At 66.4% G+C, this 23,742-nt stretch carries 21 protein-coding genes; 12 read left to right on the forward strand and 9 right to left on the reverse strand.

Annotated features, from left to right (window positions below; genetic code table 11):
• Positions 1-17 precede the first annotated feature (17 nt).
• Positions 18-617, reverse strand: coding sequence for a DUF922 domain-containing protein (locus FJ414_RS16665; protein ID WP_140645457.1), 600 nt, complete (start codon positions 615-617; stop codon positions 18-20).
• A gap of 117 nt (positions 618-734) precedes the next feature.
• On the opposite strand from FJ414_RS16665, the gene FJ414_RS16670 reads away from it, so the two are divergent.
• The 4 genes from FJ414_RS16670 to FJ414_RS16685 all read left to right on the forward strand — a co-directional run bounded on the left by FJ414_RS16670 (position 735) and on the right by FJ414_RS16685 (position 3,284).
• Positions 735-968 carry a hypothetical protein gene (locus FJ414_RS16670; protein WP_140645458.1) on the forward strand — a complete coding sequence of 78 codons (234 nt, stop codon included), beginning with the start codon at positions 735-737 and terminating at the stop codon, positions 966-968.
• A gap of 139 nt (positions 969-1,107) precedes the next feature.
• A complete protein-coding gene (locus FJ414_RS16675) occupies positions 1,108-2,205 on the forward strand; it encodes an NAD(P)/FAD-dependent oxidoreductase (protein WP_140645459.1) in 1,098 nt (365 codons plus the stop codon).
• A gap of 117 nt (positions 2,206-2,322) precedes the next feature.
• The gene (locus FJ414_RS16680) at positions 2,323-2,952 is read left to right on the forward strand and encodes a glutathione S-transferase family protein (RefSeq protein ID WP_140645460.1); all 630 of its coding nucleotides are present in this window, start codon (positions 2,323-2,325) and stop codon (positions 2,950-2,952) included.
• Positions 2,953-3,056: 104 nt separating this feature from the next.
• Positions 3,057-3,284 (forward strand): hypothetical protein, encoded by a 228-nt coding sequence (locus tag FJ414_RS16685; RefSeq protein WP_226891882.1) that lies wholly within the window; start codon positions 3,057-3,059, stop codon positions 3,282-3,284.
• A gap of 120 nt (positions 3,285-3,404) precedes the next feature.
• Here FJ414_RS16685 and FJ414_RS16690 read toward each other — a convergent pair whose 3' ends face one another.
• Positions 3,405-4,406, reverse strand: coding sequence for an aldo/keto reductase (locus FJ414_RS16690; RefSeq protein ID WP_140645461.1), 1,002 nt, complete (start codon positions 4,404-4,406; stop codon positions 3,405-3,407).
• 133 nt (positions 4,407-4,539) lie between these two features.
• Between FJ414_RS16690 and FJ414_RS16695 the strand changes: the two genes are divergently transcribed.
• Both FJ414_RS16695 and FJ414_RS16700 read left to right on the forward strand, forming a co-directional pair.
• Entirely contained in the window at positions 4,540-5,691 is a 1,152-nt protein-coding gene (locus FJ414_RS16695; RefSeq protein WP_140645462.1) for a hypothetical protein, read from the forward strand.
• Complete coding sequence (locus tag FJ414_RS16700) at positions 5,684-6,433, forward strand: ABC transporter ATP-binding protein (protein ID WP_140645463.1); 750 nt, start codon at positions 5,684-5,686, stop codon at positions 6,431-6,433. The genes FJ414_RS16695 and FJ414_RS16700 overlap by 8 nt, the downstream gene beginning before the upstream one ends.
• 7 nt (positions 6,434-6,440) lie before the next feature.
• On the opposite strand, the gene FJ414_RS16705 is transcribed toward FJ414_RS16700, so the two are convergent.
• From FJ414_RS16705 to FJ414_RS16720, 4 genes are all read right to left on the reverse strand, one after another.
• Complete coding sequence (locus tag FJ414_RS16705; RefSeq protein ID WP_140645464.1) at positions 6,441-6,938, reverse strand: N-acetyltransferase; 498 nt, start codon at positions 6,936-6,938, stop codon at positions 6,441-6,443.
• Positions 6,939-7,043: 105 nt separating this feature from the next.
• A complete protein-coding gene (locus FJ414_RS16710) occupies positions 7,044-8,252 on the reverse strand; it encodes an NAD(P)/FAD-dependent oxidoreductase (protein ID WP_140645465.1) in 1,209 nt (402 codons plus the stop codon).
• A gap of 251 nt (positions 8,253-8,503) precedes the next feature.
• Positions 8,504-9,793, reverse strand: coding sequence for an NAD(P)/FAD-dependent oxidoreductase (locus FJ414_RS16715; RefSeq protein WP_140645466.1), 1,290 nt, complete (start codon positions 9,791-9,793; stop codon positions 8,504-8,506).
• Complete coding sequence (locus FJ414_RS16720; RefSeq protein WP_140645467.1) at positions 9,790-11,319, reverse strand: formyl transferase; 1,530 nt, start codon at positions 11,317-11,319, stop codon at positions 9,790-9,792. Before FJ414_RS16720 ends, FJ414_RS16715 begins: the two co-directional genes overlap by 4 nt.
• Positions 11,320-11,568: 249 nt before the next feature.
• On the opposite strand from FJ414_RS16720, the gene FJ414_RS16725 reads away from it, so the two are divergent.
• Both FJ414_RS16725 and FJ414_RS16730 read left to right on the forward strand, forming a co-directional pair.
• The gene (locus tag FJ414_RS16725) at positions 11,569-13,656 is read left to right on the forward strand and encodes a Wzz/FepE/Etk N-terminal domain-containing protein (protein ID WP_140645468.1); all 2,088 of its coding nucleotides are present in this window, start codon (positions 11,569-11,571) and stop codon (positions 13,654-13,656) included.
• A gap of 55 nt (positions 13,657-13,711) precedes the next feature.
• Positions 13,712-14,974 carry a VpsF family polysaccharide biosynthesis protein gene (locus FJ414_RS16730; protein ID WP_246672423.1) on the forward strand — a complete coding sequence of 421 codons (1,263 nt, stop codon included), beginning with the start codon at positions 13,712-13,714 and terminating at the stop codon, positions 14,972-14,974.
• Positions 14,975-15,037: 63 nt separating this feature from the next.
• Here FJ414_RS16730 and FJ414_RS16735 read toward each other — a convergent pair whose 3' ends face one another.
• Positions 15,038-16,234, reverse strand: a complete 1,197-nt coding sequence (locus FJ414_RS16735; protein ID WP_140645469.1) for a TCR/Tet family MFS transporter — start codon at positions 16,232-16,234, stop codon at positions 15,038-15,040.
• Positions 16,235-16,421: 187 nt separating this feature from the next.
• Between FJ414_RS16735 and FJ414_RS16740 the strand changes: the two genes are divergently transcribed.
• Entirely contained in the window at positions 16,422-17,060 is a 639-nt protein-coding gene (locus tag FJ414_RS16740; RefSeq protein WP_140645470.1) for a TetR/AcrR family transcriptional regulator, read from the forward strand.
• Positions 17,061-17,153: 93 nt separating this feature from the next.
• On the opposite strand, the gene FJ414_RS16745 is transcribed toward FJ414_RS16740, so the two are convergent.
• Both FJ414_RS16745 and FJ414_RS16750 read right to left on the reverse strand, forming a co-directional pair.
• A complete protein-coding gene (locus FJ414_RS16745) occupies positions 17,154-18,443 on the reverse strand; it encodes a cellulase family glycosylhydrolase (RefSeq protein WP_140645471.1) in 1,290 nt (429 codons plus the stop codon).
• Positions 18,440-19,627 (reverse strand): DUF1972 domain-containing protein, encoded by a 1,188-nt coding sequence (locus FJ414_RS16750; RefSeq protein ID WP_246672418.1) that lies wholly within the window; start codon positions 19,625-19,627, stop codon positions 18,440-18,442. Before FJ414_RS16750 ends, FJ414_RS16745 begins: the two co-directional genes overlap by 4 nt.
• Before the next feature lie 341 nt (positions 19,628-19,968).
• Here FJ414_RS16750 and FJ414_RS16755 point away from each other — a divergent pair, with 341 nt between their 5' ends.
• The 3 genes from FJ414_RS16755 to FJ414_RS16765 are packed head-to-tail and all read left to right on the forward strand — an operon-like array spanning position 19,969 to position 23,711.
• Complete coding sequence (locus tag FJ414_RS16755; protein ID WP_246672419.1) at positions 19,969-21,168, forward strand: glycosyltransferase family 4 protein; 1,200 nt, start codon at positions 19,969-19,971, stop codon at positions 21,166-21,168.
• On the forward strand, positions 21,165-22,472 hold the full coding sequence (locus FJ414_RS16760) for a hypothetical protein (protein WP_140645473.1): 1,308 nt from the start codon (positions 21,165-21,167) through the stop codon (positions 22,470-22,472). Before FJ414_RS16755 ends, FJ414_RS16760 begins: the two co-directional genes overlap by 4 nt.
• A 30-nt stretch (positions 22,473-22,502) precedes the next feature.
• Positions 22,503-23,711, forward strand: a complete 1,209-nt coding sequence (locus tag FJ414_RS16765) for a GNAT family N-acetyltransferase (RefSeq protein WP_226891878.1) — start codon at positions 22,503-22,505, stop codon at positions 23,709-23,711.
• The last annotated feature ends 31 nt before the right edge of the window (positions 23,712-23,742 follow it).

Below are 23,742 nucleotides of genomic sequence, written 5' to 3' on the forward strand. Positions count from 1 at the left end.
CTGGACAAGGTTTGCTCTCAGCCTCCAAACAGAAACGCCGCGATCAGCTTCAGCATGTTGCCGTCCTGCCCGAACTCGACCTTGTCGAAGTCGCGGCTGTCCTGGCGCTGCGCCTTGGAGAGCTGGTCGAGATAGGCCGTCAGTTCCGCCCTGACCTTCTTGCAGCCGGGATCGTTCTGGGCGGTAAGGCCAGTGCTGAAGGCGACGATCTTGTCCACCATGTCGACGATGCCGGCGCCGTGCACCTTCTCATGCGCGATCAGCCCGGCGGCGAAGGTGTCCCAGCGCGTTTGCAAGGCTGAACCAAGCTTTCCCGCCGGCTTGGGCAGCGTGTAGGTGATGATCAGCTTCGGCCGCGCCGTCTTCAGCACGCAGGCGCCGCCTTGCGGCTGGTAGTCGCGCTGCCATGTCAGCTTGAAGAAAGTATGCGCGATCACGCGCCGGGCGTTGCCGGCCGAATCTTTGCCGATCACCGGCCCTTTCTCCCCGATCGAGAGATAAAGCTGTTCGGCGCTCTGGCCTGAGACGGCATAGGTCTCGATTTTCTCGATGGGTTTCCAGTCGGCGAGCGCCGGCGTGGGCGAAAGCAGGGCGGCGAGGAGGAGGGCGGGCTTCATGGGCGAGCCATAGCATCGCGCCTCGTTCTGAAGAAGCCGGCCCGCGGATTTTTGGAACCCGCTTCGCCCGTCGCTCGTTTCCTTGGGCAATCATCCCGACCCATGGGGGAGGACAAGATGACCCGCAACGATATCATCTCCGTGCTTGGACCGGTCGACGAGGCCGTCATCGCCGACATCGCGCTGACCGGCGCCAGCCTCGAGGAACTGCGCGAGGCCTTCGCCTGGATCGGCGCCGACGAGGCGCTGGTCAACGAGGGCCACGCCATGCCCGGCGTGCGCGTGGCGAAACTGATCGAAATCCTCGACCCTCCCGAGGACGAGCCCGAGACGCCGGGCGCGATAGAGTAGGGCAGCGACGCTTTATCTCCCCCACTTGCGTACCCTCGAGGGGAGATAGGCGGCGTGCCGCCCCTCTAGGTATTCTCACCTACTTGTCCCTCTGCACCTCTCGTCATAGCCTGCGTCGCCTGGGCGGGAGGAGAGGTTCTTGGACACCAATGTCGTCATCGTCGGCGCCGGCCCTGCCGGGCTCGCCGTCGCGGCCTGCCTCAAACAGGCGGGGCAGGATTTCGTCATTCTGGAAAAGGCCAGTGAGGTTGCACCGGCCTGGCGGCGGCATTACCGGCGGCTGCATCTGCACACGGTGAAATCCTTCTCCTCGCTGCCCTTCGTGCCGTTCCCGAAGAGCCATCCGCGCTACGTGCCGCGCGAAAAAGTGGTCGATTATCTCGACGCCTATGCCGGGCGTTTCGGGCTGAAGCCGCGCTTCGGCGTCACCGTCAAATCGGTCCACCGCGAAGGCGAGCGCCTGCTGGTCCAGACCGATGCCGGGCTGTTCGATGCTCATAAAGTGGTGGTGGCCACCGGGAACAATGCCGAGCCCATCACGCCACGCTTCCCCGGCATCGAGGCCTTCAAGGGCAAGGTGCTGCACAGCGCCGCCTATGCCGAGGCCGCGCCTTATGTCGGCAAGGACGTGCTGGTCGTCGGCATGGGCAATACGGGCGCGGAAATCGCGCTCGATCTCGCCGAAAGCGGCGCCAGGCCCACCATCTCGGTGCGCAAGGGCGTCCACATCGTGCCGCGCCAGCTGTTCGGCGTGCCGATCCAGATGGTGGGCATCGCCAGCCGGCCGATGCCGCAGGCGCTGAACGACTGGATGTTTCCGAAAATCCTCGATCTGGCGCTGGGCAAGCTGGAGAGGTACGGCATCGTACGGCCGAAACAGGGCATCCTGGAAGGGATCGAAGCCGGCCGCATTCCGGTGATCGATGTCGGCACGGTGGCGGCGATCAAGGCCGGCCGGATCGGCATCGCGCCGGATATCGCAAGCTTCACCGCGGACGGCGTGAAGTTCGCCGATCGCGTTGAGAAGAAATTCGACGCGGCGATTTTCGCCACGGGCTACCGCCCGGCCTATGACGGCTTCCTCCCGGCGGAGCTCAGGCCGGACAAGAGCGGCGTGAATGCTCGCGCGACGGAGCTCGGCGTCTATCTCGTCGGTTTCTACAACCCGGTCACCGGCCTGCTGCGCGAGATCGGCATCGAGGCGAAGGCGGTGGCGAAGGATATCGCAGGGCGGTGAGGGCGAAGCGTCGAAGCTGCTGGTCTGCCTGCTCGAGGTTGAGATGAGGCGCCTGAATCGGGTGGCTCTCACATCGCCCTCCATGCGAAGCAATCCCATCACACCGAGGATCGCTCAATGCTCACGCTCTACGACTATCTCCCCTCGCAAAATGCCTGGAAGGTTCGCGTCCTGCTCGGCTTGCTCGGTATCGCCTACGAAACCCGTATCGTCTCGATCTTCGAGGGCGAGAGCCACACGGAGGCCTTCCTGAAGCTCAATCCGGCGGGCGCCGTTCCGGTGCTCGCCGTGGAGAATGGCCAGGCGATCGCCGAGTCCAACGCGATCCTCGTCCTCGTTGCGGAAGGCACGTCCTATCTTCCGATAGACCGGCTTGCCCGCGCCAAGGTGATGCAGTGGCTGTTCTTCGAGCAGTATTATGTCGAGCCGGTCATCGGCTCGCTGCGTTTCTGGACGCTGACCGGCCGCCTGGAGCGCAACCAGGCGCTAGTTGCCGGCAAGCGCGAAGCGGGCGCGCGGGCACTTGGCGCGCTGGAGCGCAGCTTGGTCGACACACCTTTCCTGGTCGGCGACGCGCTCACCATTGCCGACATTGCTGTCTACGCCTACGCCCACCGCGCAGAAGATTGCGGTTTTGAGATTGCCGATTATCCGGCGGTCGGTGCCTGGATGGGGCGCGTCAGCGAGGCGATCGGCCCGGACTATCCGGTGCATCCCTACAGCATCGATCCGCATTCGCACGCCTGAGCCACCGGAACACAGCGGCGGGACAGGGCGTTCTCCAAAGGCAGCGTGTCGGGCGTCGCCTCATCGGCACCGCCTGCTTCGCGTCCCAGCCATGGAGATCCGCAATGGTTCGCACCATCGCCGTCGCAATCCTCGCCACTGGCATGATTAGCCTGCCCGCCAAGGCGGCCGAGCAATACTGGGTGGCCCGAGACGCGGTCTCGAAGCAGTGCGAGATCGTGCCGAAGAAGCCCGACGGAACGCTTGTCATCGACCTCGGCAAGAAGAAATACGCCAGCGAGGGTGAGGCGAGGAAGGCGATGGAGGCGATGTCGGACTGCAAGAAGAACTAATGCATGTCGCGCAAAAGTGTGCAGCGGTTTTGCGATAACGACATGCATGAAAACAAAGGCTTTAAAGCGCGTCGCCTGAATCCGCTTCAGCGCGACACGCTTTAGCCGCTGGGATAACGCCTACCGGTCCACAAGAGACATCGTCCGCTCGTTGTAGCGCGGCCCTGACACCTTGTCGGGCGTCAGCGCCATGTCGAGCCCGAGCATCTCGGTGGCGTCGAGCGCGATGTCGGCCGCCGCGACATTCTCTTCCAGATAGGTCCGGCGCTTGGTGCCGGGGATCGGCACGATGTCGATGCCGAAATCGGGACCTTTGGCGAGCAGCCAGGCGATTGCGATCTGGCCGGGCTTCACCCCCTTGGCGCCGGCGATGTCGCGCACCGTGGCGGCCGCGGCGACATTGGCGTCGAAATTCTCGCCCTGGTAGCGCGGGTCGCCGCGGCGGAAATCGCCTTCGGAATAGTCTTCCGCGCGCCTGACGTCGCCGGCGAGGAAGCCGCGGCCGAGCGGCGCGAACGGCACCAGGCCGATGCCCAGCTCCTTCAGCGCCGGGATGATCTCCGGCTCGAGGTTGCGCTCCCACAGCGAATACTCGCTCTGCAGCGCCGAGACAGGATGCACGGCATGCGCGCGGCGGATGTTGGCGATGCCCGCTTCCGACAGGCCGAAGAAGCGCACCTTGCCCTCGGCCACCAATTCGCCGACCACGCCGGCGACGTCTTCCATCGGCACCGACGGGTCGACGCGGTGCTGGTAAAGCAGGTCGATGCGGTCGGTGGCGAGCCGTTTGAGTGAAGCGTCGACAACCTCGCGTATATGCTCGGGCCGGCTGTCGGTGCCGGACTGCTTGCCGTCGGCGATGCGGAAGCCGAACTTCGTCGCGATCGTCACCTGGTCGCGCCGGCCTTTCAGCGCGCGTCCAAGCAGTTCCTCGTTGACGAACGGCCCATAGACCTCGGCGGTGTCGAGAAAGGTGCAGCCGAGCTCGATCGCCCGGTGCAGTGTCGCGATCGACTCCGCCTCGTCGGCCGGCCCATAGGCCTGGCTCATGCCCATGCAGCCGAGGCCGATGGCCGAGACTTCGAGCCCCTGGCTGCCGAGTTTGTGTTTGCCGAGGCTCATGCGTCTTGCTCCGCCGAATTTTCGATCCTGCTAAATTATAGGGCCGGGCGTGAATGCGTCCAGCGCTGGCCCTATTGACGGCGCAATCGTCGCCATCCTTGCCCGGCGATGACTCCACTGCGATGACCGTCCAATGCGGCACGACAGACTTGTCCTGATATTGCTCTGGCGCGAGCTGGTCGCCGGCCTGCGCGCAACGCGGCGCCGCGATCTCGCCTGGATTGCGCTCGGCGGCGGTGGACTTCTGGCCTATGCGGTTGCGGATATCGTCGTCGCCCTGCATGCCGCGGGTCCGAAGCTGCGGCACGACCAGCTTTTGTGGATGCTTGGACTGCCAGTCGCTTTCGCCGCGCTGGGATGCCTGGCGGGCAATGCAATGTCGCGCCTTTGCCTTTCTCGCGCCTTTGCCCCCTTTCTCAAGGCGCTGCCGCTCGCTTCGGCGGAGCGCTGTCGCATGGCGGCGGTAGGAGCCTTCGCGCTCGGCCTTCCACTCACGCTGATGATCGCCACGGCGGTCGGCTTCGCCTGCGCTGTCATCGGAAAGCCGTTGGCGCCGGCCTGGGGCTTGGGCGCGGCCATCCTGTTTGCCTTGAGCTTCGGCATGGCAGCCTTTTGGCGCCTGCGGCGGCGGCCGCGCCTTGTCGTCGATGCGGCGAGCGAGGCGGCGCCGGTCGGAAGGCCCTGGCTGCGCCGCCTCGACCAGGCGCGTCCAAGCTGGCTTTCCAGCTGGGCCTGGAAACTGCCGGCCGGCAATATACGGCCGTCTTGGAAGCTGGCGACCGCCAGCCTGCTGCTCGGGCTTGCGGCCATCCTTGGCGTATGGGCCAGCCTGGCCGGCCGAACGGCTGGGCCGGCGGCTGTCGCAGGCCTTGCGGGCGGCATTTTTGTTTTCATGCTCAGCCTGCGCTGCCAGCCGCTCGGCTCGCCGGTGCTGCGCACGGCGCCCATCGGTTTTACCCGCGTATGGCTGCGGCTGGTACGACTGCCGCTGCAATTGTCGCTCGCCTTCTTTCTGCTGCCGGCCGGCGCGGCGCTCGCGGCCGAACCGTCGGCCTGGTCGGTGCCGGTCGCGAGCGGCCTTTGGCTGCTGGTGCTGAACGGCGCCTATGCGGTGTTCGGCGCCTATTTCCTCAATGCGCCCTTCGTCGCAATGCTGAGTTTCGCCGGCGCGCTCGCCTATGCCGGCTACGAGACGCTCGAATATGGCCGTACCGTGCTGATCGGCTTGGCGGCGCTGGTGTTTTTCTTGTGGCACCGAACCCGACAGAGATATCGCAATGGCTGAAGTCCTCACCATTAAAGAGCTCAGCGCTGGCTATCGCGGGCGCATTGTCGTTCGCGGCATCGATCTTTCGCTCCGTCGGGGCGATATAGTCGGCCTGCTCGGTGCCAATGGCTCGGGCAAGTCGACGCTCATCAGGGCGATCACCGGCCAGATCCCGTTGATCGGCGGCAGCGTGGCGATCGACGGCATCGACCTCGCCGCCGCGCCGGAACGCGCCAAAGCCGGCTTCGGCCTTGCCATCGAGCCCCACGAGCTGCCGGCGCTTTCGGGACGCCAGTATATCGAGCTCGTCGCCTCGATCCGTGGCTGCGCGCCAAACGACCTGCCAAACGGCGACCTGCCGGGCGGCGACCTCCTGGAGCGACTAGACCTTGGACGCTGGATCGACCGCCCGATCGCCGAATATTCGCTCGGCACGCGAGCCAAGATCGCCATCGTCGCGGCGCTTCTCGGCCGGCCGCCGCTTCTGATCTTCGACGAGACGCTGAACGGCCTCGACCCGGTCGCTGCCTGGGAGGTGAAACGCGTGATCACCGCGCTCTGCGCGAGCGGGCGGCGTGCCGCCATCGTCTCGACCCATGTGGTGGAGGCCGTGCCGGCGCTCTGCAATCGCGCGGTGCTGATGGCCGACGGCAGCCTGAGCCGAAGCTGGGATGCGGCTCAGCTGGCCGAAGCGGGCAGGGCGCCTGGGGCGTTTGAGGAAAGCGTCATGCAGGCGTTGCGCATGCGGGCCGCTGCCTGATGTCGACCTAAGCCCTCGGCAGCATGCGGCGCATGATCAGCGATGCATGCCCGCCGACGCCGTGTGCCGCGTCCCGGCGTTCGACCACTTCGAAGCCATGCTTGCGGTAGAAGGCGATCGCGCGGTCGTTGCCTTCGATCACTTCCAGCGCGATGCTGGGGATGCCGGCATGCGCGGCAAGCACCGCGTGCAAAAGGTCGACCGCGAGACCGCTGCCGAACGCCTGCGGCTCGATATGGAGCCGCTCCAGCATGACGTCGCTCTTTGCGTCCATCGCCGCCATGGCGTAGCCGGCGATCGAGCCGTCGGCGCCTTCGGCGACGAAGGACATCTTGTCCTCGTCGTCGAGCTCGGCCGCGAGCTGGTCCGGCGCATGCCTTTCGTCGGAAAGCCGTGCCACGGTTTCGTCGCCCATGATCGGCGCATAGGTCCGCCGCCAGGATTGGCCGAGCAGCCGCGATACATCGGCCAAGTCGTTCCTCGTCATCGCCCGGATGCGGGTCATCTTCGTGGTCCTTGTTACAACCTGAAGATAGGGCGAAGCGCGGGGCGCGACCACCCCGCGCGAGCGGCTCCGGATGCAGCAGACGCAAGAGCGATGCCTTTCGGCTCAGGCAGCGCTGGGCGCCGGCAATTCTTCGCGATCGCGCATCTTGCGCCCGAGGATCACCAGCTGGCGCGCCGTGTTGTTGCGCAGGCGGCGCAGCCGCCATTCGAGCCCCGTCTCGATGGTGATCCGCTTGGCGTAGATGCTGGAGCGCATGCCGGCTTTGTCGGTGGCGACCTTCACCGGATCGTCGTAGAAGGCGCAAATCTTTTCGGCGTCCATGCCGGGCGTCGAGAGCCATTGCGGGATATAGGTCGAAGCAAGCCGGTCGACGTCGGTCACCACCCGGTTGATGCCGATGCCGGGCGTCGGGCACGTCGTCCAGAACGCGTCGCCGATGGTGACGACGCCGGCGCGACGATGCTGCCTGGTCGTCGTCAGGCTGACCTGCCTCACTTCGACGGGCCCGGCGACGGCGAAGTTGCCGCATTGCCTGGCGATCTCCGGCATCAGCTCGCAAAGCATTTTCTGCGGATTTTCGCGGAACGCCCGCGTCCATTCCTCGGCCACGGTGCGATAGGCGAACATGTTGCCCCGCATGCGGTCGCCGATCGGGAAGACGCTGAGATAGGCGACACGATCCGCCGGGTTCCTGGCGTAGCAGGCAAGGGCCGGGTAGGCGCATTGTTGCGGCGTGATCGCGAGGTCGAATCCGATCGATAGCGAATGCGCCTTCGATTCCTCGACGCGTTCGATGCCGATGGCGCGCCGCACCGCCTCGCCGTAGCCAGTGGCCACCACGAGCAGTCGGGCATTGATGACGGAACCGTCGGTCAGCACCAGGCGCTGCCGGTCCGGCCCGGTCGAAACCTCGGCGACCTTGCCCACCGTCAGCGGCACCTGCCGAGGCAGGGCCTGCCGCATGCCGTTGACCAGCGCGCCGTAGGAGAAGGCAAATTCCCATTTCCGTTCGCGCCGGAAGAACTGGCCGAGGCGGAAGACGTGGATGTCGGTCATCGGCGTGACCAGGGGCCTGATGGCAGGGCCAAGGCCGAGCTTCTCGAACACCTGCATCTGCTTCATGCCGATCTTCTCGGCCCGGAACTCGTCGTGATGCACCAGATGCGGATCGACCAGCGCCACCTTGCGGCCGGCTTTGCCCAGCACCGCGGCCAGGCTCGTGCCCGCCAGCCCGGCGCCAACGATCGCCACTTCGACTTCGGCCGCGCCAGCCTGGACGGCGGGCGTTTCGCGGCCCTGTGCGGTGCTCATTGTTCTGCCCTCCACAGCCACGGCGAAATATCTAGAGTAGCTGAAACAATCTCAAGCAACCCAGGCGCGAGCAGGGTAGCAATGGAAAATTAGGTTAATCCGCGGCACTGCCCGGCACGTGCCGCCGCTCGATAGCCCGCCGCCGAGCCGATAGAGACGGCAGCGGGCCATTGGTGCGACGGGAGTGCTGTCCCGCCGAGCAGGAGACACTGCTCGCCACGATCTAAGCCAGCTTCGCCAAGGATCGCGACTTACGGATTGGTAAGATCGCTCACGATCATGTTCCCAGGCCGGGCCGGCGTCTTGCCGGTTTGGTCGAACGCAGTTCCCCCTGGGTCAAGCCCGGCGCCACTCGGTTTTCCCGCCTCGCGGAACCGTCGGCCGAAGATCATCAGGTGCCGCGCGGTATTGTTGCGCAGGCGGCGCAGGCGCCATTCAAGCCCGGTCTCGGTCGTGATGCGCCTGGCATAGATGCTGGCGCGCATGGCTCTTTCGTCGGCGGCGATCTTGATCGGATCGTCGTAGAAGGCGCAGATCTTGTCGGCCGCCATGCCGGGCGTTTCGAGCCAGGCGGGGATATGCGTCGAGCCGAGGCAATCGACATCGGTAAGCACCCGGTGGATGCCGTCGCCTTGCGCCGGGCAGGTCGTGGCGAACGCATCGCCGATGAAGACGACGCCGTCGCGGCGATGGCCCTGCGTCGTCGTCAGGCTGACCTGCCTCACTTCGACCTCGCTGGCGACGGCGAAGTTGCCGCACCGCTCGGCGATCTCCGGCATCAGCTCCATGAGCATCTTTTGCGGGTCTTCGCGGAACGTCCGCACCCACGGATCGGCGACGGTCCGGTAGATGAACATGTTCGCCCGCAGCCGCTCGCCGATCCGGAAGATGGTAAGAAAGGCAATGCGGTCGGCGACCCGCCTTCCGTAGAAGGTGAGGGACTGGAGGCCGAATTCCTGTGGCGTGATCGCGAGATCGAATCCCATCGTCAGCGAATGCGCCTTCGATTCCTCGACGCGCTCGACGCCGATGGCGCGCCGCACCGCCTCGCTGTAGCCGGTGGCCACCACCAAGAGCCGGGCTTCGATGACGGAGCCGTCGGTGAGCACCAGGCGCTGGCGGTCCGGTCCCGTCGAGACCTCCGCGACCTTGCCAATCGTCAGCGGCACTTGCGGAGGCAGAGCGGCGCGCAGGCCGTTGACCAGCGGCGTGTAGGAAAAGGCGTACTCCCAGCCTTGCTTGCGCTCGAACAGCTGGCCGAAGCGGAAGACATGGACGTCGGTCATCGGCGTGACGAGAGACCTGAAGACCGGGCCGAGGCCGAGCTTCTCGAAAAGCCCCATCTGCTCCGCCCGGGTTTTCTCGGCCCGGAACTCTTCATGGTGGATGCGATGCGGATCGACCAGCGCGACCTTGCGGCCCGCCTTGGCGAGCGTCATCGCCAGAACGGTGCCGGCGAGCCCGGCGCCGACGATCGCCACTTCGACCTCGGACCGCCCAGGCGGCGCGCCAGCTGTCTCGCGGTGCTCTGCGATGCTCATTTTCCGTCTCCAGGGGCCGCCGGGATGACATCATGCCGCCGCGTCCTCCAACGCGGCGCCATTGCCGAACCATCTATGAATTCCAGTCCGCCCGCTTCGTTGAGTGTATGCAGCTTGCGGCCGGCCCAGCCGGCGCCTGGGTTGAGGATCGTTTCGACGGTCTGTTCCATGCCGCTATCGTCGAGTCGGGTGACCCGCGCTATGCCGAGCCCGGCGCCATAGCTCCTGCGGCAATCCTGCACCGGGCGCAGGAGCTGGCCGCCGCGGCTGACCATGCGGCCCGCCGGCCGTGCCGAGGCGATGTCGATCAGCAACGGGTTCTTCGGATGCGCCGTCCACGGTCCACGGAAATCCGGCGCCGACCACAGATGCAGCTGGTCCGAGAAGGAGCCGCCGCCGTCGCGCACGGTGGCGAACATCCACCAGCGTCCGCCATGCTCGGTGAGCGTGGCGTCGCTGGCGACGATGTCCGACAGAAGCGTCGCTTCCTTCACCCAGCCGCCCGGGAAGGCGGTGGCGCGGTAGAGATCGACGCTGCGGTTGGCGCCACTTTCCGGCACCATCCACATCTGGCCGTCGCGCTCGAAGACGAAGGGGTAGGAGAGGTGGTAGGGCAGTTCCAGAACTGGTTTCGGGGTGCCGGCCGGTCCGTTCGGACCGAAAGCCACGGCCGAAAGGATCGCCTTGCCGGTGCGGTGGATGTAATCCTCGACGAACAGCGTCACCTGGCCGCGATAGAGCACCGGGAAAGGGTCCGCGTAAAAGCGGCTGCCGTCGTCCGGCAGATCGCGCCAGCCCGATTGCGGATGGGCGCGCAGCTCGTAGAGGTCCTTGCCTCCGGTCTCGCGCCAGCCGACCCGCCAATGCGGGGCGTTGTAGCAGAGATGGTATATCTGCTGCACGATGCGGCGCGCCGTCGCCTTCGCCGCATGCACGCCGAGCTTCGTGGCCGACGGCATGGCCGGAGCCGGCGCCTCGGATGACGGTTCGGGCAGCACCGGAAGCGGCGAGCGCGCGGCACCGCTGACCGCCGCGACGATCAGGCTGGCGCTACGCGCCAGCCTGTCCTGGAAGGAAGCCAGCGCGATCCCGTGATATTCGGTGCCGAGCCGCCCTTCGGCGACGGTCGCACCGTTCTGTTCCAGACGGGCGAGCGGGGTGCGGCCGGCAAGGATCAGCGCCAGCAGGGCCTCTTCGCCGCAGGCGCCGTCATAGGTCAGGCGCCAGACCCGTCGGCCCTGCGGCTCGACATCGCCGATGAGATCGACGGTGATATCGGCCGGCGCGGACGCTCTCGCATGGCCGGCCAGTGTCGAAAGTGGCACACGCCTTGCCGTGCCATTGGCGGGCAGCCGATGGATCAGCGTCTCAAGTTGGAACAGCGCCTCGGCGGCGCGCGGCACGCCGCCCGCCGCCGGCCGGGCGTCGACGGCAAGCTCGACGCCGGGCAGCAGCGACAGCCGCTCAGCCAGCGCCACATGGAAAGCGCGCACGCAATCGCCGTCGAGGCGCAGGGTCAGGCGCATCGCCAATCCCCGGGCGACTCATATCCGGTGCCGGCGGACCGGCCGGCCAAGTCAAGCTCCCGCCGCATGCGCACGATGTCTCCAATTTTTACGCTGCACTTAAATTTCTACTGCGTTGGTGCAAACTTCGTGCCAGTACCGCATCAATTTATGAACATAATTAACAGTGTTTTAATCGTTGCCGGGAATAGCTAGGCCAACGCCGCATTTCTCGTCTTGCCGGCCGATGGAGCGTTGTCGGAGCGACCTTTGCAATCACCCCTGCTCATGGTGCCTCAGCCGAACGCTCCGGAGGCGATCGCGTCGGCGCCGGCCTATTACGCGCCCGCGCCCGCCACGGTCGAGCTTGGCGATCTCGGCCGCATCCTGCTGCGCCGGCGCACGCTGATCTTCGCAACCGTCGCGCTGCTCACCATCGCAACGCTGATCTACACCTTTCTGACGCCGGCGCTCTATTCCTCGACCGCGCAGATCATCATCGATCCGCAAGACCTCCAGGTCGTCACCAACGATGTCAATCCGAGCCGCATTTCGCCCGATGGCGGCATCACCCAGGTCGAAAGCCAGGTGAGCGTGGCCCAGTCGAACGGCGTCCTGCTGCGCGCCATCAAGGCGACCAACCTGACCGAGAACCCGGACTTCAACGGGCAGGGCGGACTTGGCCGCTGGCTGGGCATGTTCTTCGGCTCCGGCGACGGTGACAGGACGGCTGAGACGCTTGATGCGCTGCGCCGCCGCCTGGCGGTGAAGCGCGACGACAAGGTGCTGGTCCTCAACATCATCATCACCGCCAAGAGCGCCGACCTGGCGGCGGAACTCGCCAACGCCATCGCGCAGGCCTATCTCGACGACCAGGCGGAAGCGCGCTCGAAGGCCGCCGCCGACGCTTCCGACGCGATCAGCGCCCGGCTTGATGACCAGCGCAAGCGCGTCGAGCAGGCGGCCAACGCCGTCGAGACCTACAAGGCTGAGCACAACATGGTGATGGCGGCCGGCAATCTGGTCAGCGACCAGGAACTGACCGACCTAAACACGCAGCTGACCGCCGCGCAGACCCGCACCGCGCAGCTCAAGGCGCAGGTCGACCAGCTGCGCCGGCAGGGCGGCGCGCCGGACGCGACGTCGGAGGCGATGCGCTCGCCGGTGATCGCCAGCCTCAGGGCGCAGGAGGCGACGCTGGTCGATCAGATCGCGCACTTCGGCACCGAGCTCGGGCCGCGCCATCCCTCGATGATCTCTGCGCAGCAGCAGCTGAGCGACCTGCGCAAGCTGATTTCGCGCGAGCTCGGCCGCCTCGTCACCGCCGCCGAGACCGATTACGAGCGCGCCTTGGCCAATCAGAAGGCGCTGGAGGCCAAGGTGGCGTCGCTGAAGGGCAAGTCACTCGACACCGACCAGGCGTCGGTCAGGCTGCGCGAGCTGCAGCGCGATCTCGACGCCGTGCGCACCGTTTATGCCAATTACCTGCAGCGCGCCCAGGAAACGCGCGAGCAGACCAACGTCAACAGCACCAACGCCCGCATCATCTCGCAGGCCATGCCGGCGCTGAAGAAGAGCTGGCCGCCGAAGGGGCTGCTTGTGTTCGGCGCGATCTTCGGCGGGCTGGCGCTGGGCGTCGGCATGGCGCTGATCGCCGAATATCTGTCGCCGACCGTGCTGTCCGCCAACCAGATGCAGTCGGCCATCGAGGCGCCGGTGCTGGGCGTGTTGCCGGGCAAGGCGCGGCGCCGCTCCGGCGGCGCGGCGCAAAAGACCGACGCCGTGGCGGGGCTCGCGCTGCAGCGCATCGCCGCCGCCACCAGGCGTCCGCCGGACTGGCCGCTGGTCCCGTCGATCCTGGTGGCGTCGCCGCCCGAGGACAAGGCCCAGCGGTCGAGGGTTGCATGGCAACTCGCCAACGCGGCGGCGGCCAGGGGGCGCCGCGTGCTGTTCATCGACATCAATGCCGGCAAGGGCCAGAAGGATCCGCAGCCCGGCGTGCTCGACGTGCTGCGCGGCGAATATCCGCTCGACGCGGTCAGCCGCTATGCGCCCGGCAGTTCCGTGGCGCTTATCGGCAGAGGCCGGCCGACCGCGGTGTTCCAGGAAGCGCAGGCGCTCTATTTCGCCCATCGCATGCTGGCCGAGGCCAATCACAGCTTCGAGCTCGTCGTCGTCGACGGCGGCGCGCTGGCGGACGACCTCAACGTCCTGCCGCTGGTCGCCATGGCCGACGAGATCCTGCTCGTCGCCAGGCTGAACGCGACGCCGATGCGCGACGTCGCCTCGACCTCCGAAGCGGTCTCGGTCATGGGGCGGCTGCCGACCGGTGCCATGCTGGTTGACGAGGCGGCCTGACATGGCCTCGACCCTGGCTGGTTCCGCCCGGCCTGTTCCTGCTTCGGGCTACGGCATGGCCGGCCCGCGCACTGTCCCTGTCGACACGCTGACCCGTCTCGGCATCACCGTCGGGGTGCTGCTTCTGTTTTCCGTCTCCGGCGGCATGCTGTGGCTCGCCGGTTACAATTACGACGGCCTGCAGGGCAGTCCGCTGAGCAAGATCCACCCGTCCACCTATCTCTTCGTGCTCGTCTTCGTCTGGCGCTCCTGCACCTTCGGCAATCCGGTCGGCTATGCCGTCTACGTCGCCAACAAGCGGCCGGCCACGACGCTGATGGCGGTGATCTCGACGGTGCTTCTCTTCGTCGTCATCCTCAGGCAGCGACCCGGCATGGCCGGCATGATCGACACGTTCGTCGCGCCGGCGCTGCTGGTGCTGCTGCTCAGCGAGGATGACGAGAAGACCTTTGCCCAGCTGCAGACCGTCATCCATGTCGTCATGACTGTGAACGCGCTGCTGGCGCTGTTCGAGTTCGGCACCAAGCATCTCGTATTCCCGTATCGGTTCGACGGCGCGGTGTTCGTCAACGATCTGCGCTCGACGGCTTTGCAGGGGCACCCGCTCTCCAATGCCACGGTCACCTCCATCTATGTGCTGTCGCTGCTGTCCGGCTCGCGTTCCCTGTCGACGCCGCTCAGGCTGGCGCTCGTCGGCCTGCAGTTTTGCGCGCTGGTCGTCTTCGGCGGTCGCTCGGGAATGGTGCTGACGATCCTGCTCGGCGGCGTCTATTTGCTCATCCGCGGCGTGGCGCAGCTCACGACCGGACGCGTCAACCTTCTGGGCGCTGCGCTGGTGATCATGCTCGCCGCGCTGCTGCCGCTGGCGCTCGCGCTCGCCGGCTATTACGGCTTCTTCGACGCGCTGCTCGAACGTTTCGTCTCCGACAGCGGCAGCGCCAATGCCCGCGTCGAGATGTTCGATCTCTTCAGGCATCTGGAACTGCGCGACCTGATCGTCGGACCCGATGTCGACCTGCTCGACAGCATGCGCCGCATCAGCGGCCTGGAGCAGGGCATCGAGAACCCGATCCTGCGCCTGACGCTTTACCAGGGGGCGTTCTTCACGCTTCTCATCTTCTTCGGCTTCGCGCTGTTCATGCACGAGGTCGCGCGCCGCTGTCATCCGGGTATCTGGCTGCCGATGCTGGGCTGGCTCATCCTGCTCAACACCTCCGAAAGCATCGCCTCCAAGACGACGCTGATGACCAAATTCGTGGTGATGGCGCTGGCGCTTTATCGGCCGGCGAGGGTTGTGCGTCAACGGATGCAGGCATAGCGCTCTACGGCGCCCCCTGTCCTGCCGGACAGAGGGGGGCGCGACGGAACTCCGCAACTCGCATTATGCGTTCACAGGCTGACCAGCCTCACTCTTCCGTGTCCCAAGCAACACCAGCGGCACCGCGACCAGATTGATCGCGATCACCGAAAGCCAGATGGCGCCCGGCCATTCTCTTCGCGTGGCGAAGTAGAAAGTCGAAAAGGCGAGCGGGGCGACTATGGAGGCGAGGCTGACGGCCGAAGCCAGCACGCCCTGCAACTGCCCCTGGCGTTCCGCATCGGCCTGCCTTGTCGCCAGCGCCTGGAAGGCCGGCGTGCCGATGCCGGAGAGTGCGAAGACCGGCATGATGGCGAACACCATCCAGCCTTGGTCGGCGAAGGCCATTGTGGCGAGCGCGATGCAGGCAAAGCCGATGCCGGCGACGAAGGCCTTGCGTTCGCCGAGCAGCCGCGCGGCCGGACCGGGCAGGAAGGCCTGCGCCAGCGTCTGGCAAAGGCCGAATGCGCCCAGCGAAAGTCCGATCCAGAGGCCGTTCCAGCCGAACGTGTCGAAGCCCCAGAGCGCCCAGCAAGTGCCGTAGGCCTCGCCGGCGCCGGAGAGGATGAAATGGACCAGAACGATGGGAAGCAACCCTTTCATCGAAAACACCCAGCGCAAGGGCTTCAGCGGGTTGAGCGCAGCAAGATCGATCCTCTGCCGGGCCGGCATACGCGGCTCCGGCAGGACGAAGACGGCCAGGAGCAGGTTCGCGGCGTTGAGCAGCGCGGCGGCAATGAAGGGCAGCCGGATCCAGTGGTCGCCGAGCACGCCGCCCAGAACCGGCCCGATGATGAAGCCGATGCCGAACATGGCGCTGAACAGGCCGAAGCGGCCGGCGCGCTTATCATGCGGCGTAATGTCGGTGATGTAGGCCGTTGCCACGGAGATGTTGGCGCTGGTCAAGCCGGCGATGGCGCGACCGATGAACAGCATCCAGAGCTGCGGCGCGAAGGCCATGATAAGGTAGTTGATCGCGGCGCCCGCCAGCGAAATCAGCAGGACCGGACGGCGGCCCAGATTGTCGCTCAAGGCGCCGAGGACCGGCGCGAAGAGGAACTGCATCGCCGCGTAGAGCGCGGTCATGATGCCGATATACGCGACGATATCGGGGCTGTGCGTCACCTCCTCGAGGAGGCGCGGCAGGATGGGAAAGACGAGCCCGATGCCGACGGCGTCGAGGCAAATGGCGGCAAAGATGACGATGACGGGTTTGTTCATAAGGGATTGATCTCCGGGAGTGAAGGCCGTCTCGCCCATGGCGGCAAAGGGGTCGAACCTCGCCCCGCCCGGGCGTCAAACGTCGGTATACTGAGTTTAAATTTATACTGAGTACATATATCGGCGATCGATGGCGCGGAGTCAATGGAAATATGTACTGAGTACAAAAATCATGCTACCGGAAGCCATGCCAGAACCGTCCGACCGCCGCTCCAGAAAACGCCTCGCCACCAGCAAGGCCATCTCCGATTCCGCCACGCGCCTGTTCATGGAGCGCGGCTTCGATCATGTGACGGTGGACGAGATCGCCGAAGCCGCCGACGTCGGGCGCATGACGGTCTTCAACCACTTCCCGCGCAAGGAGGACATGTTCTTCGACCGCGACGAGGAGGGGCGCGAGATGCTGCGCGAGGCCGTGCGCCGGCGTGAGGCCGGTGTCGCGCCACTGGAGGCGTTGCACCTGCTCGCTCGCAGGCTGGTCGCCGAACGCAGCCCGGTGGTCGAATTCTCTGCCAGAAGCGAGCGCCTGGTGCCGACGGTCGCCGGCAGCGAAACGCTGAAGGCGCGGGCGCGGGCGATCCGCGACGAACTGGCCGACCTGGTGGCTACGGCGCTGGCCGAAGCGGTCGGGCGCGATCCCGCCGATCCCGACGCGCAGCTCGCGGCCAGCCTGCTGCTGGCAACGTGGACTGTCGCCTTCCTCGAGGCGCATCGAACCTTCCGGCAGACCCGCAGCCGGGAGAAAGCGAACGATGTTTTCCTGGCGCTCGTCGACAAGGGGGCTGCAGGCCTGAAAGCCGCGATGACCGGCACGCCTTATCTGTGAGCAATGCAGGCTCGACGTCCCGAACGAAGCGCGGGCTGTCGGCCAGCTCTTGCATGAAACCAGACCTTTAGCGCGATTTGATGATTCAACAAGTCAAGCGCGCGGCATCGTCAGCCCGAGCGCTTCGACCATCGCCGGGTCGAGCGCGCGCGTGGTGTCATCCATCATGCCCATGCCGTCGAACAGGTCCCAGAATGCCCAGGGGAAGCCGGCGGCTTCGGCGCTTTGCCGGACATCGGCGATGTAGCGGGCGCGGTCGGGATTGGGCGCTGCGGTGTATCGGGCATCGGTGCGCAGCGCGCCGAATTCACCCATGATGATGCGCTCAGGCGTGATGCCGTTTCTGTCCGCCCAGTCGCTCACCTGCTTCAGGTAGCCGTCGATGAAGCGGCGGTCGGGCTGGGCGTCGAAATAGACTTTCAGCACCTTTTCGGTCTCTTCGTAGGCGGCCCTCTTGGCCTCGTCGGACCTTTCCGTGTCCGCAGCCATCCTTGCCCTGACCGAGGCCAGCGTCTTGTCGAGCGAGCCCGCCGAAGCCGGCCACGGCACGTTGTTCAGCGCGCGGTACACCGGCTCGCGCATCCACAGCGCGCCCTGATGGCTGAACAGATAGGGTTCGTAGAAGTGGAAGGTGAACAGGATCGGCTCGAATTCCGCCAGCGGCGCCGGATCGAGCGCGGTCAGCCCGCGCACCATCGAGCCGCAGCCGCTGGTGGCGAGCAGCGGCAGCTTTCGCGCCGGGCCCCGCGCGGCGGTCAGCAGCGCGGCCTGAACCTTGGGCCAGACATCGGAAGAACAGTCCTGCGGCGGTTCGTTGACCGGCTCCAGCGCGACCCTGCCGGGCGCCATGCCTTCGAGCATGCCGGCCACCTCGCCGACGAAGACCTGGTAGCGCGCAAACTCAGGCGCGCTGGTGCTGGAATACATGCGGTCGGGATTCCAGTAATGCGTAGCGCCATTGGCTTGAACGTTGACGATGACGCCGAGATCGGCGGCGACGGCCGCCTCGACCGCCGCGCTCAGCATTGCCATGAGGTCGGCGCGCTGGCCCGCATCGGCTGCAAGGAACGGGCCCGGATCGACGGGCAGGCGGATGAAATCGAGGCCGCTGGCGCGCAGCCGGACAAGGTCGGCCAGTGTCGGCACCGGCCGCTGCGATTGGAAGGGCGGCCAGTCATAGTCGGTGCGGGGCGCGGGAAATTCGCGCGTCAGCGCAAACCACGGCCAGGTGTTGACGCCGCGCCTGAAAGGCCATGCGCCGGTTGCGGCCTGCGCCGAATATGAGAGTGGCGAGACCACTGTCGCCAGTGGCGCCGTTGCCGCGGCCAGTGCTGCGCCGAGGATACGGCGGCGCGACCAGCCGGCCGTGTGTGGGCCAGTCATGCGTGCTTGGCGCGGTCGGCTTTCGCCGGCGCGGCGGTGGCAACGCCGAGCTGCCGCAGCGCTTCCTTCTCATAAGCGCTAAGCACGTCTTCCCAGCGGAATGCCTCGCGGGCGCGAGCCCGCGCCGCCTTGCCGCAGTGTGCCGCCAACGCGTCGTCGGCCAGCGCCTCGTCGATACGTTGGCTCAGGGTCTCGGTGTCGCTGAAATAGATCGCCGCATCGCCGGCGACCCAGCGGTTGTAGCGGTTGTCATGCGCGATCACCATGTTGCCGGCGGCCAGCGCCTCGACCAGCGAGGGGTTGGTGCCGCCCACAGTATGGCCGTGCATATAGGCGCGCGCATGATAGCGCAGCGCCTTCACCACCGCCTGGTCGTAGATCGCGCCCGGCATGATCACCGCGTTGCCCGCCGCGGCGCGCACGGCGCGGTGGTAAGGAATGTTGTCATTGAGCGTGCCGAGCACCACCAGCTTCATGTCGCCGCGATCGCGGCGGCGGAAGGCTTCGATGATCGGCAAGATGTTGTTGTCGGGCTCGATCCGCGCGATCGAGACCAGATATTTGCCGGGCTCGAGCCCGAGCGCGCGAATGGGTTCCTCCGGCGCCGAGGTCACCGGGTCCGCGCCATAGGCGATCGTGGCGATGGCGCTGCGCGGCCGCCGTGTCGCCAGATGGTCGGCGATCGCCGGGTGGTCGGCGACGAGCCGGTGCGAGAGCCAGGCGCCGATCCATTCGTTGAGCCAGAACCAGCTGCGCGCCGCCGATCCCCATTTCGGCCGCCGCCACTCGATGCCGTCCATATTGGTGAGGATCTTGCGCCCTCGGAGCCTCAACCAGGTCAGGAACACCGCGCCGTTATAGCCCAGCACCAGGCAGACACCCGGCCGCCTGGCCGCGTCGAGCACGCACTGCCAGTCGAATTCCAGCGTCGCGCGCGGACCCTTGGAGGCAACCTCGATGGTGATGAGCTCGATGCCGCGCCAGGTCTCGCTCGTCACCCTTTGACCGACGCGCTCGACCTCCTTCTGGCAGTAGACGCCGACCTTCCAGCCGCGTCCGGCCAGGAAAAGCGCCAGCCGCTCGGCGAAGGTTTCGAAGCCGCCGTGAGAAGCCGGAATGCCGCGCGTCCCCAGGATCAGGATCGAAGGCTTTTCGATCAGGGTGGAAGGTCGTTCCGGTTTCAAAATAAAGGATTCCCCGGGGTCCGGTCATGGTTGTTGTTAAATCAATGACACGCCCAGCAACTTCCGTGCCAGGGTACCCCCCAGGGCGAATATTCACATGAAGGTGTAAAATTTCTCTTCAGAACGGAGGGCTTGCTTCATTATCGGTCAACTTTCGCGACGTATCTGTATCGATACGGGGCACGGCCGGGTTCCCGGGTCGCAGCAGGGCGTTCAAGACCCGGCATGATCCTTGCTCCCGGGCCTGCAGTGGCCACCGCTGGGTAAGGCGGCGTGCGGATTTGGCATGAAGTTCCTTCCGCGCTTGAAGGGTCCGGTGCTGAGCGGACCCGGGGTGCAAGGTGGAAAAGATAGCGATGCGCATCGCCTGCGTTCATCAGGGCTACGAGCTCTATGGTTCGGACCGCAGCTTCGCGGAGAGCGTGGCTGCGCTGCGCGCCGCGTTTCCGGCCGCCGAGATCGAGGTCGTGCTGCCGCGCGAGGGGCCGATCGTCGATATCCTCAAGCCGCATGCCAGCCGCATCGTGTTCGAACCGCTCTGGGTGCTCCGGCGCCAGGCGATGCTCAAGCTCGCCACCATCGAGATGGCGCGGCTGCCGGCGGCGCTCTGGCGCGCCTGGCGGCGCATGCGCGACAACGACCTGACCTATATCAACACCTCGATCATCGCCGACTATGCGCTGGCCGCGCGGCTCCTGCCGCGCAAGGCGCTGCTGCATATCCACGAGATCCCGGAAGGCGTCCTGCGCAAGGTGCTTGTCGCGCTGATGCGCTGGAGCAAGGCGGATCTGATCTTCAACTCGCGCGCAACGCGCGCCACCTTCGGCGATCCGCCGGCCCTCGATGCCAAGGGGCGGCGCACGCATGTCGTCTATAACGGCGTTGCCGGTCCCGCCGCGGCCCTGCCGATGACCTATGATGGCAGCCGCCCGCTCAAGGTCCTGCTGCTTGGCCGCGTCAACCGTATCAAGGGGCAGGAGGTGCTGCTTGATGCCGTCGCCTCGCTCCAAGCCGAATTGCGCGACCGCGTCGAGGTCCGCCTGGTGGGCGGCGCCTTCGAAAGCGTCGAACGCGAGCAGGCGTTGGCTGAACTGGTCGGGCGCATGGGGCTGACCGGGCATGTCGAGGTGCTGCCTTTCGTCTCCGACCCCGCCGACCATTATCGCTGGGCCGACATCGTCGCGGTGCCATCGCGCCGCCCGGAATCGCTCGGCCGCGTCGCCATCGAGGCGATGGGCTGGGGACGGCCGCCACTGGTGTCGGCGATCGGCGGGCTGGTGGAAGTGGTGGCCGATGGCGAGACCGGCTGGCATGTGCCGCCGGGCAACGCCGCGGCCCTTGCCGGCAAGCTCACGGAGATCATCCTGCGGCCGGATCTGTGGCGCGACTTCGCCGCCGCCGGTCGCGCGCGCTACGAGGCGGTCTTCAGCGAGCCGATCGCTGCCGCCGCGATCGTGGCGATCGTGGCCGATAAGCTTAAGGCGACGCCGCCGCGGCAGGGGCGGGCGCGTGTCGCCCGCGAGGCGGAGACGAGCCCGTGAAGTTCACCTTCCCGGCCCATCTGGTGCGGCGCCTCATGCTGATGATCGGCGGCGAGGCGATGCAGAGCGGCTTCCATTTCGCCCTCAACATCGCGCTGCTGCATCTTCTGTCGGCCGAAGGTTACGGGCTCTTCGCGCTGGCCATGGTGATGGGCGGCGTCGGCTTGTCCTATATCCGCTCGCTCACCGCCGTTCCCGCCACAATATGGATGAGCAGAAGCGCCAACAGCGCCGGCGTCGACGCCTACGACGTGACCTTCGGATCGGCGGCGCTGGTGGTGGCGCTGCTGATGGGATTGGGCACCGGGCTGCTGATGCGCCTCCTGGGCGACCCGAGTGGCATCGGCGCCGCCTGCTTCGTCGGGGCCTGGTCGCTGCGCAGCCATATGCGCACCGCCTTCTTCGCGCGCCGAATGCAGCTCGTCGTCTCCATCAGCGACGCCGTGTTCACGATCGCGGGCATAGTGCTCGCAGGAGCGGCGATCTGGTTCTTCGCGGACGCGCTTCAGGCCACCTTCTACGCGCTTGCCGCGGCCAATATGGTCGGCATCGCCGTGCTGGTGAGGCTGGCGCGCCGCAGGCTGCGTATCTCCTTCCGCGCCCCGACCTTGCGGCGCTATGCAAAGCTCTGGCCGCAGCTTTGCTGGTCGGGGTTCAGCGCCACCACCACCAACATTCAGGGGCAATGCCTGGCCCTGCTGGTCGCCGGCATCGCCGGACCCGCGGCTTACGCGCCGCTGGCGGCGGTGCTGGTGCTGTTTGCGCCGCTGCGCATCTCCAGCCTTGCCTTCTCGAACATGACGCAGCCGGAACTCGCAAAGCTGGTGCGCAACAAGGAGTTCGACCGCGTGTGGACGCAGGCCAAGATCTGGGCGCTCGTCATGGGGCTTGGCAGCCTGGCCTATGGTTGCGGCATCCTGTTCATCTTGCCGATGATCAAATCCCAGGCCCTGCAGCATGCCTCGGTCGGGCTGATCGGGCTTTTCGCCATCGCCAACTATGTACCGATTATGGCCTATGTCATGCCGCGCGTAGTCCTCGAGATCCTCGGCGATTTCCGCATCGTCGCCTTCATCACCATGGCCGGCGCGATCGTCGGGCTGGCGACGATCGGGATTCTGCTGGCCATCGCGCCGTCGACATGGTCGCTGGCGGGCGCCGCGGTCTCCGAGACCTTCGTGCTCGTGGCCTCATGGTATTTCGCTGCCCACCGTATGTGGAACTCCAAGCACCCGAACGAGCAGCGCCCCAGCGTGTTCGGCGCCTGGCGCCGCGCGGCCACGCTGGCAGTGCAGAGACGATAGGAGAATGATGTGGTAAGCCAGGCAATGCCGATGGCCGCAATGACGACCGGCTTGGCCGACGATGAGGCCGCACCGCACGCCGCCGGCGCCGCCAGCGGCGCTTACGTGGCGCAACTGCACACCAGTCTCGAAGCGGTCAAACCGCTCTGGCTGCGTCTCGAGACAGAGGGCGTGTGCACCGGCCACCAGCATTTCGCCTGGGCCGAAGGGATCGTCGAAGGGCTCGTGCCGCAAAAGGCCGACCTCGCCATCGTCGAGGTGAGGGACGCCGCCACGGGCGAGCCGAGGATGCTTGTGCCGCTGATGCGCCGCCGCGCATTCCACCATTGGGTGATCGAGTGGCTGAGCTGCGGCGTGTGCGACTATTCCGCGCCTTTGCTCGCCGACGCGACGCCGTGGACCAGGCAATCCGCCGAGGCTGCCTGGACGGCAGTGCTTTCCGTGCTGCCGCCGGCCGACCGCATCCACATCGTCGGTATCCCGAAGGAGGTCGGCGGCGTCGCCAATCCCCTGGCGCTGCTTGCGCCGGCGCGCGACTCCATCCACTCGCACTACGGCATCGCCATGGACGGCGACGCCGAAACCGTCGTCAAGCGCATCTGCCGACCGTCCTTCGTCAAGGCGCTCAACAAGGACTTGCGCCGGCTCGATCGCAATGGCGGCCTGGCCCTGGTCGAGGCCGACACGCCGGCCCTGGTGGACTCCATCTTCGGCAAGCTGGTCGAGATGCGGCTCAGCCGTTTTCGCGAGCTCGGCCGCTTCGATCTGCTCGCGCAGCCGCCGGTGGTCGATTTCTACCGCGAAGCCGCGCATCGCGGCCTGACGGACGGTTCGGTGCGGATCTTCGGCCTGCGCGCCGGCGAGGTCATGGTCGCGGTCCAGTACCTGGCGGCCCATCTGGGCACCTTGCATGCGCTTCTGATCGCGATCGACCAGGGCGCGGTGCCCAATGTTTCGCCGGGGCTCTGCATCATGGGCGAGCTGATCCGATGGGGGCGCGGCGCCGGCTTCGACTATTTCGACCTGTCGGTCGGCAACCAGAGCTACAAGGAACATATGGGCGCGGTGAAGTCGGTTCTGTCCGAACTTTGCTACGGCATCACACTGAAGGGCGTGGCGGCGAGCGAGGCCATCAAATACCGCGGCCGGGGCGTGGCTTTCGTGCGTGACAACCCGCGCCTGTTCAAGGTCGCCCAGGAGTTCATGCAGCGCTGGCGGCGACTGCGGGCGCCGCGGTGAACGGCCGCCTGCGTCCGGCAAATTGACTCAT

The sequence above is a fragment of the Mesorhizobium sp. B3-1-6 genome, assembly GCF_006439555.1.
In the GTDB taxonomy this organism is placed as follows: domain Bacteria; phylum Pseudomonadota; class Alphaproteobacteria; order Rhizobiales; family Rhizobiaceae; genus Mesorhizobium.

Excerpts from the sequence above, each read along its gene's own strand:
- FJ414_RS16740 (WP_140645470.1), top strand. The coding sequence starts at position 16,422 with ATGCCAGAACCGTCCGACCGCCGCTCCAGAAAACGCCTCGCCACCAGC.
- FJ414_RS16730 (WP_246672423.1), top strand. The coding sequence starts at position 13,712 with ATGGCCGGCCCGCGCACTGTCCCTGTCGACACGCTGACCCGTCTCGGC.
- FJ414_RS16670 (WP_140645458.1), top strand. The coding sequence starts at position 735 with ATGACCCGCAACGATATCATCTCCGTGCTTGGACCGGTCGACGAGGCC.
- FJ414_RS16665 (WP_140645457.1), bottom strand. The coding sequence starts at position 617 with ATGAAGCCCGCCCTCCTCCTCGCCGCCCTGCTTTCGCCCACGCCGGCG.
- FJ414_RS16720 (WP_140645467.1), bottom strand. The coding sequence starts at position 11,319 with ATGCGCCTGACCCTGCGCCTCGACGGCGATTGCGTGCGCGCTTTCCAT.
- FJ414_RS16690 (WP_140645461.1), bottom strand. The coding sequence starts at position 4,406 with ATGAGCCTCGGCAAACACAAACTCGGCAGCCAGGGGCTCGAAGTCTCG.
- FJ414_RS16695 (WP_140645462.1), top strand. The coding sequence starts at position 4,540 with ATGCGGCACGACAGACTTGTCCTGATATTGCTCTGGCGCGAGCTGGTC.
- FJ414_RS16765 (WP_226891878.1), top strand. The coding sequence starts at position 22,503 with ATGGCCGCAATGACGACCGGCTTGGCCGACGATGAGGCCGCACCGCAC.
- FJ414_RS16685 (WP_226891882.1), top strand. The coding sequence starts at position 3,057 with ATGGTTCGCACCATCGCCGTCGCAATCCTCGCCACTGGCATGATTAGC.
- FJ414_RS16700 (WP_140645463.1), top strand. The coding sequence starts at position 5,684 with ATGGCTGAAGTCCTCACCATTAAAGAGCTCAGCGCTGGCTATCGCGGG.
- FJ414_RS16710 (WP_140645465.1), bottom strand. The coding sequence starts at position 8,252 with ATGAGCACCGCACAGGGCCGCGAAACGCCCGCCGTCCAGGCTGGCGCG.
- FJ414_RS16735 (WP_140645469.1), bottom strand. The coding sequence starts at position 16,234 with ATGAACAAACCCGTCATCGTCATCTTTGCCGCCATTTGCCTCGACGCC.
- FJ414_RS16745 (WP_140645471.1), bottom strand. The coding sequence starts at position 18,443 with ATGACTGGCCCACACACGGCCGGCTGGTCGCGCCGCCGTATCCTCGGC.
- FJ414_RS16680 (WP_140645460.1), top strand. The coding sequence starts at position 2,323 with ATGCTCACGCTCTACGACTATCTCCCCTCGCAAAATGCCTGGAAGGTT.
- FJ414_RS16705 (WP_140645464.1), bottom strand. The coding sequence starts at position 6,938 with ATGACCCGCATCCGGGCGATGACGAGGAACGACTTGGCCGATGTATCG.
- FJ414_RS16715 (WP_140645466.1), bottom strand. The coding sequence starts at position 9,793 with ATGAGCATCGCAGAGCACCGCGAGACAGCTGGCGCGCCGCCTGGGCGG.